Raw genomic sequence first — 12032 nt, forward strand, 5'->3', positions numbered from 1 at the left:
CGCGGGGGCAGCCCGGAACTGAGGGGACGTGCCGGGGGGCGTGACAAGAACAGTGGCGGGAGACATGCCGGGAATGGGGCAGATGCACGGCTCCGGGCGCACTCCATACGTCAGGGGCATGCGCAGGAGGCAGAGCCACCAGTGACCCTGTTGCGGATCGGGCCGGTCGTTCGTTCAGGATGGAGAGGCAGGCGCGGGCGGTGAGGGGATCAGGCCGTGAGGGCGGCCAGAGCTTCCACCAGGGCCAGGGCCTCGGCCCAGGCGGCGGGTGTGGCGTCGGCGTTCTGCACGGACATGTGCAGGTAGCCCGTGAGGGGCCGCAGCATGGGCGGATGGCAATGCCAGAAGTCGGGCGGCAGGGTGGCCTGGCCGGACCCCAGCCCGCGCAGGGCACGGGCCAGATCGCGTCCGAGGCCCGACAGGCCACGGCGCAAGGCTTCGGCCAGGCGGGGCGAGGCCGCGGCAAGGTCGACCCAGGCCCGGCGGGCGGTGGCTTCGCCGTGCAGGCCGAGCCGCCATGCCCAGAAGGCCTTCCAGAACTGGCCGAACAGGCGGCGGGGTACAGCCTGCTGCCCGTGGTCGGAGGTAGCCAGCGGGACGAGGTCGAACAGGCCCAGCGCGTCACGTCCGGTACGCAGCAATTCCAGGCCCGGCAGGCGCAGCCGGGCAAGGCGCGAGGCGGCGGTGGCTCCATTCGCGCCATCCAGGGCCGGGGCGGCGGCGTCCTGTTCGCGCAGCAGGGCCTGCACCAGCGAGGACACTCGCGCGGGGTCGAACCTGTCGCGGCACAGCACGGAAGGCTGGGTGCACCGCCAGCAGCCCACGCAACTGATGGTGGCGCGCAGCACATGGTGGCCGGGGGGAAAGGGGGCGGTTTCCCAGGCGTTCACCGGACCCATGGACAGGTTCAGGGTGGGGGTCTGGGTCCAGGCGGCCACGTGCATGGGGCCGGTGTCCGGCGTGACCAGCAGGCGCAGCGAACGGGTGAAGGCCACCAGTTCCGGCAGGGTGAAGCGGCCGCACAGATTCAGGGCCGGGGTATTGGCGCGGCGGGCCACGTCGGCCCCCAGCGCCGCCTCCGCCGGGCCGCCCAGCAGGACGGGCTTCAGCCCGCGCCGCAGCAGGTCGCGGGCCAGCGCGGCCCAGAACGGGGCGTTGGGGCATTTTTCCGGCTCGCTGGCCCCCAGGAACAACCCCACCCGTTGCGGGTCGCGCCCCTGATGTTGCGGCGCGGGCCAGTCGGTGCCGCGTATGCGGCGGGCGGGCACGCAGTCCAGCGCGTTCAGGTCGGCCCAGTGGAACAGGTTGTGCCGGTTGTTGTGCACCAGCGAGGTCCGGTACAGCTGCCAGCGCCCGTGCACGTAGGTGGTGCGGTCCGCACCCTTCCCCGTGCCCCCACCGGCAAGATATGGACCGAAATGGGCGTCGGCATGCAGTTGCCCGGCCAGCGCGGCGGCCTCTGTCCGGTGGCTGAGGTTGACCACCAGGTGGTAGCGGTTCTGGCGCAGCCGGTTGGCCGCATCGTACGGAAAGAATACCGCCTCCGGCCCGATGGGCATCAGCCCCTTGAAGAATGTTTCCTCGCCCACCACCCACAGCGGGCGGCGCGGGTGTTCCGCCCGCAGCCACGCCAGCAGCGGAAAGGTCAGCACCAGGTCGCCCATGCGCTGCATCTGCAACACCAGAATGGGGGCATCGGGGGCCTTGTCCGCCTGTGCGTTGACGGGCGTCGTGGCGGGTGCCGGGGGCGTGGGGGCGGTGGTCATGACCGTGGTGTGGGCCTTGGTATGGGGGCAGATTTGGGGGTGGCGTGGCCAGGTGGGGTTATCTGGCGCGGGCCGGGCCGAAGATGCGGCGCATGTGGTCCAGCAGCGAACGCAGCCGGTGCTCGTAGGTGTGTTCGGCCAGGATGCGCCTGCGCGCGGCGGCCACCACGCGGGCACGCTCTTCCGGGTGGTCCAGGTAGCGGCGCAACAGGTCGTCGGCCTCTTCCGGTTCCGCGTAGCAGACCACTTCGTGCCCCGGTTCGAACAGGTTTTCGATCTGGTCGCGCCAGTCGGTGAGCACGAACGACCCGGTGGCGGGCACGTCGAACACCCGCTGGTTTACCGCGCCCTTCATCTGCTTGCTGGTGCAGTTGAAGTTGATTTCCGACAGGGGGTAAAATGCGGGCAGTTCGGTGTAATAGTTGATTTCCGGATGCAGCCGCCAGCCTTCGGGCGTGGTGCGGAACACCTTGCGCCAGCCCTTGTCGCCCACGATGAGCGGGGCAAAGGGCAGGGCGCGCGCCACGCAGGCCGCGCGGTACTGGCGGGTGGCCTCCCAGGTGAGCATGGTCTCGTAGCACAGCCGCCGCTCGGCGTCGCCCATCGCGTCACGCCCATTCTTCGCATCCAGCCCTCCCAGGCCGTCGTACACGGCGGCAAGATCCGGCTGGTACGCCCGCAGGTAGGCCCCCACGGACCGCTCGCCGTGCGCGCCGAAGCTTGCCGCCACCTCGCGGTACGAGCGCAGCAGCGCGGCGGGCAGTTTGCCTGCCTTCATGCGGTGGGCCACCTTGTAGACCATGGAATTGCCCACGAACGACACCCGCGCCCGCCACGGATGGCGAGCGGGCGGCGGCGATGCGGGCGGGGCGAAGCGCACCGGGTCCGTGCCCAGGGGCAGGTAGGCCACATGCTCGAAGCCCAGGTCGCGCAGCGAGGGCAGGTTGTCCGCGTCCCAGGTGAAGATGGCCGTCCATGGGCTGACGATGCGCCGGTACAGGTAGAGGATCAGATGCGGGTTGTCCACGAACCACGAGGCCAGGGGCAGGCGCAGCTTTTCCAGCAGGTCGGTCAGCACGCCTTCGCGGTCCACGCCCAGGTGGTTGATGGTAAAGGCGAAGTCGGGCCGGAATTCCACCACCGCGCGCAGCAGCCTTTCCACGAATTCGCCCCGGCCCACCTCGTCGTCATCCAGGGTCAGCAGGTGGTAGGGCACGCCCAGGCGCTGGCAGGCGGTGACTATTTCGCCCATCAGGAAATACTGGCTGGTGATCAGCAGCATGCGCGGCAGGGCGGCGGGGTCCGCGAATTTGGGGTAGGCGGCGCGTTCCCAGAAATTGTAGCGGGCGCTGGCGGACAGCACGTCGCGCAGGCGGGCGTAATGGGCGCGGTCCAGGCGCAGGTAGAAGGGGTGCGGCAGGGGCAGCAGTTGCAGCCCGCCGTGCTCGTACTGCCAGCGGGTAAGGGTGCGCAGGGCCGCGTCCGCGTCGTCGTCGGTCACCCACAGGATGCGTCTGCCGCGAGCATCGTCGGCGTAGCGTTCACGCAGACGGGTGGCGGCAAGGATTTCCGTGGAGCGGTCCACCACGGCCACCGGGCCAGGGTGCAGTTCCAGCAGGCGGTCCAGGGCCGCGCCGGTGCCCGCGCCCAGAAGGACGGGCAGGACGGGTGGGACGGGCGGAGCGGGCGTGGACGCCGTATCCGCACGCAGCTTTTCGTAAGGAGCCAGCAGGGCCAGTTCACGCGCCGGGCCGCCGGGGCCCAGCATGGTCATGCTGCGCCCGTCCACGGTCACTTCCACGTCGCTGACGGGCGCATCGTCGGCGCCCGCACCCAGCGGGCGGGGCGAAGGCAGCACGTGGGCTGACAGCCTTGGGCGGGGTGCGGCCTTGGGCGGGGTAGCGTCAACTGGCGGCATGGTCCGTGAAATGCCTTTGCTCGGGGCAGCGCCCGGTTGCGGTGGAAGGGGATGCGGGCGCGCCAGTGCGGTACTTGCGGGCCATCAGCGTTGGCTGGGCCCGTGGCTGGCCCCGTGGCTGGCCCCGTGGCTGGCCCCGTGACTGGCCCCGTGACTGGGCGGAAGGGCGGGCGATTCCACCGCCAGTTCGCCGTCGCGCAGCACGATGCGCACGTCGCGCAATTCCTCGCGCACCTCCATCCACGATTCCTCGATGGAAATTTCCACGCCGGGCATGATGCGTCCGGGCACCACCAGGCGGCAGCGCTCCGCTATGGGGCCGCCGCGCTTCAGGTCTTCCCACAGCGCGGCACGCTGGCGCAGCAGGCGGTCCATTTTCTTCAGCGCGGCCTCCAGGCGGCGCACCGGTTCTTCCTTGCCCGCCGGGGTGTCCGCGGCCACGGCCTCGTAATGGATGATGCGCTGGCGCAGATCGCGGATGTTTTCCTCCAGCCGGGTGATCTTGCGGAATTTGAACGGGTCGTACCCCAGGTTGACCTTGGTGGGGGTGCCCTGAGCGCCGCCCAGCTGGTTTTCGATGTACACCACGCCCGCGCCGTGCACCGTGCCGCCCTGCACGCGGTCCTTCACGACAAGGTTTGCCCCGGCGTAGATGCGGCAGTGCAGGGCAAAGCGTTCGATGTACATGTTGCCGTGCGAGCGCAGTTCCGCGGTTTCGGCAAAGGGCACGCGCAGGGTGTCGCCCGCGTCGAGCAGGCAGCCCTTGCCGCCCTTGATGCCGCTTTCGCAGGCAATGGCCCCCCGCGCACGCACCACCGCGCCTTCCACCACTCCCTTGATCAGGATGTTGTCCGCCTGGATTTCGAAACCGGGTTTCACGTCGGCATGAATGGCCATGTCGCCCACGAAGAAGATGTTGCCGGTGTGGAAGTCCACGTCGCGGCGCACGTTGAGCATCTTCTTCACCGTGATCAGCCCGTCGTGATAGAAGACGTACCCGTTGGCGTCGGCCACCACCCGGTTCGGCGAGCCGGGGTCCACGTCGCAGTTGGGACCGCAGGGCAGTTCGGCGGGCGGGGCGTCGTACACGTAGCGCGGGTCCAGCGGACCTTCGCCCGCTTCTTCCAGCGGCACCAGTTCCGCCAGCACCTGCCCCTTCACCACGTTCTGGACGTAGCCGAGGTTGTAGCGGTCGATGTTGCCAGCATCGTCCGCCTTTGGCTTCAGGTGCATGTAGTCGAAGTCGGGCTCGAAGTGGTGGCGCAGGTAATATGGCATGTGGCGCTCTCCGTGGGCTGTGCCTGCGGCGCCGCGTGGCGCGCCGCGTATCCGGACTGCGGGCGGGGAAAGACCGTGTTCCTGCCGTGGCCGTGCTGCACGTTTTCCGTGCCTGCGGGCACTAGTCCGGCAGCAGGGCCAGCAGATCGTCCTCGTCGCCAAGAATGGGGAAGAACCCGGTGAGTTGCGCTGTTTCCATGGTGTGCACGGCTTCGGCGGTGGGCCGGTACAACAGCAGGCGGCGTCCCATGGACCGCGCCTTGGTGCTGGCGGCCACCAGCGTGCCCAGCCCGGAGCTGTCCAGAAACGACACGGCGCCCAGGTCCAGCACCACGTCGGACACGCCCTTGCGGGCGAACAGCCGTTCCAGTTCGTTGCGGACCTCCGTGGCGTTGGCCAGGGTCAGTTCGCCCGTCAGCGCCGCGACAAGGATGTTTCCGTGATCGTCAAGCTCGAGGTGCGCCATTGTTCCTCCGGGATGGCCAATTGTAGATGCAGGGTGTTGCCGTCCGGGCCGGCATCACCCGTCACGGCATCGCACAGGCAGGCGATGATGCGCAAGCCCCGTCCGGACGTGGCTTCCGCTGCCGCCCCTGCCATGGTGGATGTGCCGGATTTACCGGAAGGGTCAGACAGGCCGGGCGGGGGCAGCGGGCAGGCCGCGCAGCCGCGCCCCCAGTCGGTGACGGCCAGTTCCATGCCCATGTGCGGATTCACCGTCAGGCGCACCCGCAGCGGGCCGGGCTGCCCTTCCGGGTAGGCGTGGCGCACCACGTTGGCGCATGCCTCCGCCGTGACCAGTTCCAGCGGGTGCACCAGTGTCGGCACGGCCAGGTAGGCGGCCATGGTGGCGGCAATGCCGCGCACGAAGGGGCGGTAGGTTTCGCGCAGGGCGGTGGTGGAGAATTCGTAGGTGTGCATGGCGCTTCCGTTCAATCGGCCCCGGCGGGTTCGTCTGGCCTGACTTGCTCGTCTGGCCTGACCTGTTCGTGCGGCCTGACCACATCGCCCGTGCCGGGGGCGTCGCGGCGTATCCACAGGGCGGTCACGTCGTCACGGAAGGGGGGCATGCCGCCCGCCGCATCGCGCAGGGCCGATTCCATGGCGGCCAGCACATCGCTGCCTGTGCGCAGGCAGGGTTCGGTCAGAGTCAGAAACCGTTCCGAGCCAAGGTGCGCCCCACCGGGCGCCGTCCAGTCGTGCAGGCCGTCGGTGAACAGCAGCAACTGGCTGCCGGGCGGAAAGGGGCGTTGTTCGGCCGCATACTCGGCGTTGAAGAACCCCAGCAGCGGCGCGTTGGAGGGCAGGCGGGTGATCTGCCCGTCGCCGCCGCGCAGCAGGGCGGGGCAATGCCCGGCGTTGACGTATTCCAGCGTGCCCGTGGCAAAGTCGATGTCCCCCGCGAACAGGGTGACGAAGTCCGGTTCGCCGCCGATGATGTCCACCAGGTGCCGGTTGATGCGCCGCACGGTCTCCGTCAGCGGCTGGGGCGGCATGCCGTCGGCGTGGCGGGCGGCGGCGCCGTCGTTCTGGGCGCGCACCAGGGTGCGCACGATGCTCATGAGAAAGGCGGCGCGGGCACCGTGGCCGGACACATCGGCTATGACCACCCGCAGCACCGGTCCGTCGGTTTCAGGCGAGGCAACCGGCGCTGACGGTGCGGCCTGCGCCAGAGGGGCTGGCCGTGCCGGGGACGCAGGGCACACGGCAACGCCGGAAGGGCGCGGGGGCAGCAGGAAGTAGTCGAAATAGTCGCCGCTGGCATCATCGGAGGGGCGGTACAGGCTTTCCACGTGCAGGCCGGGCAGATACGGCGAGGACGAAGGCAGCAGGCGCATCTGCAATTCGGCCACGCGGGCCATTTCGCGGGTCAGCCGGTCGGAGTAGGCGCGCAGTTGGCGGGCCATGCGGGCCTGCCGGGCGCCCACGGACACACGGGCATCCAGTTCCAGCGGTTCCAGGGGCAGGCGCAGCGCGTCGTTGGCGCCCTGGGCCAGCGCATCCGCCCGCAGGGCATGGTCGTCCGGTTCGGTAAGCACGATGAGGAACACGTCCTCGTCGCGGCGTACGGCGCGGATGGCCCGCACCAGGTCGAGCACGGGGCGGTGACCGCCTTCATGCGCGGCAGGCGCCAATGTGGGGGGCGAGGGAGGCGGTACGGGATCGTAGGGCGGCGGCGGGGGCGCGGCAAAGTGCGGGGGCGTGCGCGTCAGGCCGGGCCGGGCGGGATGTGCCTGGCCGGAATGTGCCTGGTCGGGGTCGGGCAGGGCGGGGTCGATGATCACCACATGAGGGCGGCGTGCGGCGTGCACATCCAGCGCCTCGGCCAGGGTGGCGGCGCGCAGCACGGTGCGGCCCGTGCCGGGCAGGCGGCGCAGCGCCTCGCGCGTCAGCGGCGAGGGTGCGGCGATGAGAAGGGTGATGTCATCCGCCGCCATGGGGTGGTCGCCGCTCCGGAAAGAGGTCGTCGTCGCTCAGCCAGATGGTCACCGGCCCCCAGTTGACGAGGGAGACGTCCATGTCGGCCGCGAAGATGCCACAGCGTACCCGCCCCGGCAGGCGTGCGTCAATATCGGTAGCCAGTTGTTCGAACAGGCGCTCGGCCACGGCGGGCGGCGCGGCGGCGGAAAACGACGGGCGGCGGCCCTTGCGGCAGTCCGCGTGCAGGGTGAACTGGGGCACCAGCAGCAGTTGGCCCAGGGTGGCGGCGGAAGCGATACCGCTTTTTTCCGCCTCCCGCATGCTGGCGGGCACGGCCCATTCGCGCAGGCCCACGTTCATCTTGCCCGCATCGTCCGGGAACACGCGCAGGTCCAGCAGCTTGTCGATCATGCCCGCCCAGCGGGGCTCGCCGGGCAGCGCGTCGGTGTCGCGCGGGCCAAAGCCCGCCAGCACCACCAGCCCCGGCCCGATGGCGGCCACGGTCTCGCCGTCCACCGCCACCGATCCCCGGCGCGCCCGTTGCAACAGCAGTCGCATGTCCGTTCCTCTGTTCTGGGCGTGAAGCGGGACAAGAAGCCGCAGCCAGCCGGGGATGAGGGGAAAGGGGGCAGGCCTGTCGGCCTACTGTGCCCCGTCGTCGTCGGAAGCTTCGGGCTTTGCGGCGCTGGCCGATGCGGCGGCCAGTTCCGCCTTCAGCTTCTCTTCTTCCTCGGTGCGCAGGATGCGGCGCAGCACCTTGCCCACCACGGTCTTGGGCAGGTCGTCGCGAAATTCCACCTGCTTGGGCACCTTGTAGCTGGCCAGCTTTTCGCGGCAGTGGGCCACCACCTCCGCCTTGGTCAGCTTTTCGCCGGGCTGCACGACCACGAAGGCCTTGATCATCTCGCCGCGCGTGGGGTGGGGTACGCCCACGGTTACCGCTTCCTTGATTTTGGGGTGCTCGTGCAGCACCTCGTCGATCTCGCGCGGGTACACGTTGTAGCCGCCCACCAGGAACATGTCCTTCTTGCGGTCCACGATGGTGAAGTAGCCGTCATCGTCCATGATGGCGATGTCGCCCGTGTACAGCCAGCCGTTGCGCAGGGTGTTGGCGGTTTCGTCCGGGCGGTTCCAGTAGCCCTTCATGACCTGCGGGCCACGGATGATCAGTTCGCCCACCTTGCCCGCGGGCAACGGCACCTGGCCCACCTCCATGTCCACGATGCGCGCCTCGGTGTCCGGAAAGGGGATGCCGATGGACCCGGTCTTGCTGACCCCGTGGATGGGGTTCAGGTGGGTGACCGGCGAGGCCTCTGTCAGGCCGAAGCCCTCGATGACCTGCGCGCCCGTAAGTTCCCTGAACCGCTTGATGTGCTCCACAGGCATGGGGGCCGACCCCGAAATGCAGTAGCGGATGGAGGTCAGGTCGTAGTCGCCCACCTCCTTCTGCTGCATCAGCGAGATGTAGATGGAAGGTGCGCCGGGGAAGATGGTGGGCTTGTGCTTCTGGATGCCCACCAGCACGTCGCGCGGGACATAGCGCGGGAAGGGCACGATGGTGGCCGAAAGGGCCGTGGGCAGGGTGAGGCAGGTGGTCAGCCCGTAGACATGGAAGTAGGGCATCAGACCCAGGAAACAGTGGTCCATGTCGCAGGCGTCGCCAAGAATGGTGGTGATCTGCTGCACGTTCACCGACATGTTGTGGTGCGTCAGCATGACCCCCTTGGAAATGCCCGTGGTGCCGCCGGTGTACTGCAGCACGGCCAGGTCTTCGGTGGGGTTGCACGTGGTGGTGGAATGGCGGGCCTTGCCCTTGAGCAGGGTTTTCCACGGCAGCACGTGTTTGCCGTCAAAGGGCAGATCGCGCCAGGTGCCCTCGCGCTTGGCCTTGAAGGCGTACAGGACGTTGAGCGGAAAGGCCAACCCGTCACCGATGCGGGTAAGGAAATACTTGTCGATGCCCAGCTTGTCGCGCAGCGGCTCGATCTTGGGCCACACCAGGTCGAGGGCGATCATGAACCGCGCGCCGGAATCGTGGATCTGGTGGACCAGTTCCTTTTCCATGTACAGCGGGTTGGTCATCACCACCACGCCGCCCGCCTTCAGCACCGCCCAGAAGGCAATGACCGTCTGCGGCAGGTTGGGCAGCATGATCGACACCTTGTCGCCGCGCCGCACGCCCTGGGCGCGCAGGTTGGCGGCCATGACCTCCGCCAGTTGGCGCAGTTTGGCGTAGCTGATGCGGTAATTGCGAAAGGCGATGGCCGTGCGGCGGGGGGTGCGCTCCGCGGCCCTGTCCAGCAGGGTGAACAGCGGGTAGGTTTCGTAGCTGATGTGGGCGGGAACGCCCGCATCATAGCTGGCCAGCCAGGGGAAATCGGCGGTGGTGTTGGGTTCGGTCATACGTGGTGGCGGACCGTGGCCGCCACGTCATTCCGCGCATTCCGCCCGGCCCGGCAAGGCCCATGCGGTGCACGGGCGCTGGCGCTGGCCCGTATTGTTCGTGTGTTCAAGGGGATGGAAGGCAAACCTTCGGATTTGTACTATGTGCCCCGCGCCCGCGCAAGCCCCATGGCATGGGGAAAAGGGTGTCCCGTGCCCGATCGTGCCTGCCCAGCGAAAGCGTATCCGCCCAGCGAAAGCGTATCCGTCAGGCGAAAGCGTTTTCCGCCAGGCGAATGCGCAGCTGACAGGCGCGGATTTCAGTCCGGCCCCGTGTGGCTCAGGAACTGGCGGTGCCGCTTGTGTCCCCAGCGTCTCCGGACTCATCGGGGCGGCCAGTCCGCACGGGGCGCAGGCCGGTCACGGCGGCCACGGCCTTCAACCCCTTCTTTTCGCCAGTGAACCCCAGCTTTTCTTCGGTGGTGGCCTTCACGTTCACCATGGTCTCGTCCAGGGCCAGCAGGCGGCAGACGTTGCGGCGAATCTGCTCGCGCCACGGGGCCAGCCTGGGCACCTGGGCGATGATGGTTAGGTCCACGTTGGTGATTTCCAGCCCGGCGGCACGGGCAAGCCCCAGCACCTCGTCCAGCAGCACGGCGGAGTTGGCGTTGTCCAGTGCGGCGTCGGTATCCGGAAAGTGCTGGCCGATGTCGCCGCCGCCGATGCACCCCAGCAGGGCATCGGTAAGGGCATGCAGCAGCACGTCGCCGTCGGAATGGGCCACCACCTCCGGCCCGCCGGGAATGAGCACGCCGCCCAGCTTCATGGAGCGACCCGCCTGGCCGGAACGCCCGGCCTCTTCCTTCTGCACGTAACGGTGCACGTCGTAGCCCCAGCCGGTGCAGGGAATCAGGCGGTTCTGCCCGTTGCGGGCATCCCACGGATCATGGGCGGTGTCGGCAGCGTCCAGCATGGCCAGGTCCTCCGGCGTGGTGATCTTGGCGTTGGCGATCTCTCCGGCCACCACGCGCACGGCAAGGCCGCAGCGTTCCAGCAGGGCGGCGTCGTCGGTGACGGTCCAGCCCTCGGCACAGGCACGTTCATGCGCATCGCGCAGCGCAGGCAGCGCGAAGCCCTGTGGAGTCTGCACCGCCACCAGCCCGGCGCGGTCCGGCGTGTGGGTGACCACGCCGCCCTCCGTCTGCTTGATGGTGTCCGTCACCGCCACGCCGGGCACCACCCCCGGCGCGCCTGCCGCCAGGGCGTCGAGCACCGCGTTGGACAGTGCCGCCGTGGCAAAGGGGCGGGCCGCGTCGTGCACCAGCACCGCGTCGCATTCACGGGGCAGGGCCGCAAGCCCCGCCGCCACCGAATCCTGCCGCAGCGCGCCGCCCGCCACCGCGCGCCACGGCACGCCCAAAGCCCGCCCCGCGTCCAGCACGGCCAGACGTTCGCGCTCGGCCTCCAGCCGGTCCTGCGGAAACACGAACACCAGCCCGCGCACCCGCGCCACCGCCGCGAACGTGCGCGCCGAACGCCAGTACAGCGGCGCCCCCCGGTGCTGGATGAACTGCTTGGCCGTGGACAGCCCGGCCGCAGCCAGCCGGGTGCCGCTGCCCGCCGCGAGAACAATGGCCCATGCGTGCATGTACGGTCCTTTTGGAAGAATATTTAAGGCAAAAAAAGATACGGCAACGAACACGAAAAATGTAGCACGAAATTGACATAGGTAACACATGAGGGTAATCGCAATAAAAAACATAACACACAGGTCGTAACGTGCGACGCACGCTGGTGTGCGACGGACAGGGCGGCTTCGCGTGCAGGCTCGCGGTTGTTGCGGGATTACGCAGCCCGCGTGGCGGTGGCATGCCATCCGGTGCGCCGTGCACCGTCTGGCTCTCTGCCCTGCCATGTCAGGCATTCCGGGCCGTGCCCTGCCATGCCGTATCGGGCAGTATCAGGCGGATGGCGGGATGGGGACCGGCGAAATTGGTGCGGCTGGCATGACCGGCGAGCCTGGGGAGACCGGGTGGGGATGCAAGCCAACGGACAATGCAAGCGCGTGGGCGTGGAGGCGCTGCTGGTCAGCAACCGCGAGGCCTGCGCGGACAAGGTCAATGCCGTGATCAACGAGTTCGGTTCGCTGGTCATCGAACGCATGGGGGTGCCGTACCTGGAGCGCGGAGTGGGCGTCATTTCGCTGATCGTGGACGGCACCACCGACGAACTGGGGGCGATGACGGGCAGGCTGGGGGCCATCCCCG

General features: G+C 68.8%; 10 protein-coding genes. 1 reads left to right on the forward strand and 9 read right to left on the reverse strand.

Going from position 1 to position 12032, the window contains the following annotated elements; translation table 11 throughout:
- Positions 1-209: 209 nt before the first annotated feature.
- The 9 genes from DESTE_RS01540 to ispD form a co-directional block, all read right to left on the reverse strand.
- Positions 210-1766, reverse strand: a complete 1557-nt coding sequence (locus DESTE_RS01540; RefSeq protein ID WP_084559313.1) for a glycosyltransferase family 9 protein — start codon at positions 1764-1766, stop codon at positions 210-212.
- 58 nt (positions 1767-1824) lie between these two features.
- Complete coding sequence (locus DESTE_RS01545) at positions 1825-3684, reverse strand: CgeB family protein (RefSeq protein WP_156925228.1); 1860 nt, start codon at positions 3682-3684, stop codon at positions 1825-1827.
- Between the two features lie 84 nt (positions 3685-3768).
- Positions 3769-4962 carry a FapA family protein gene (locus DESTE_RS01550; protein ID WP_051384257.1) on the reverse strand — a complete coding sequence of 398 codons (1194 nt, stop codon included), beginning with the start codon at positions 4960-4962 and terminating at the stop codon, positions 3769-3771.
- A 121-nt stretch (positions 4963-5083) separates the two neighbouring features.
- Positions 5084-5428: an STAS domain-containing protein gene (locus DESTE_RS01555; protein ID WP_035064276.1), complete on the reverse strand. Its 345-nt coding sequence runs from the start codon at positions 5426-5428 to the stop codon at positions 5084-5086.
- Positions 5377-5883 carry an ATP-binding protein gene (locus DESTE_RS01560; RefSeq protein ID WP_035064278.1) on the reverse strand — a complete coding sequence of 169 codons (507 nt, stop codon included), beginning with the start codon at positions 5881-5883 and terminating at the stop codon, positions 5377-5379. Before DESTE_RS01560 ends, DESTE_RS01555 begins: the two co-directional genes overlap by 52 nt.
- Positions 5884-5894: 11 nt before the next feature.
- Positions 5895-7400 (reverse strand): PP2C family protein-serine/threonine phosphatase, encoded by a 1506-nt coding sequence (locus DESTE_RS01565; RefSeq protein ID WP_035064280.1) that lies wholly within the window; start codon positions 7398-7400, stop codon positions 5895-5897.
- Positions 7387-7941, reverse strand: a complete 555-nt coding sequence (locus DESTE_RS01570) for a D-aminoacyl-tRNA deacylase (protein ID WP_035064282.1) — start codon at positions 7939-7941, stop codon at positions 7387-7389. The genes DESTE_RS01565 and DESTE_RS01570 overlap by 14 nt, the downstream gene beginning before the upstream one ends.
- 84 nt (positions 7942-8025) lie before the next feature.
- On the reverse strand, positions 8026-9786 hold the full coding sequence (locus DESTE_RS01575; RefSeq protein ID WP_035064283.1) for a long-chain-fatty-acid--CoA ligase: 1761 nt from the start codon (positions 9784-9786) through the stop codon (positions 8026-8028).
- A gap of 319 nt (positions 9787-10105) precedes the next feature.
- A complete protein-coding gene (gene ispD / locus DESTE_RS01580; RefSeq protein WP_035064285.1) occupies positions 10106-11413 on the reverse strand; it encodes a 2-C-methyl-D-erythritol 4-phosphate cytidylyltransferase in 1308 nt (435 codons plus the stop codon).
- Between the two features lie 390 nt (positions 11414-11803).
- Between ispD and DESTE_RS01585 the strand changes: the two genes are divergently transcribed.
- Positions 11804-12032: TM1266 family iron-only hydrogenase system putative regulator (locus tag DESTE_RS01585; protein WP_035064287.1), on the forward strand; the 229-nt coding region annotated here is incomplete at its 3' end.

This window comes from Nitratidesulfovibrio termitidis HI1, from assembly GCF_000504305.1.
Classification (GTDB): Bacteria; Desulfobacterota; Desulfovibrionia; order Desulfovibrionales; family Desulfovibrionaceae; genus Cupidesulfovibrio; species Cupidesulfovibrio termitidis.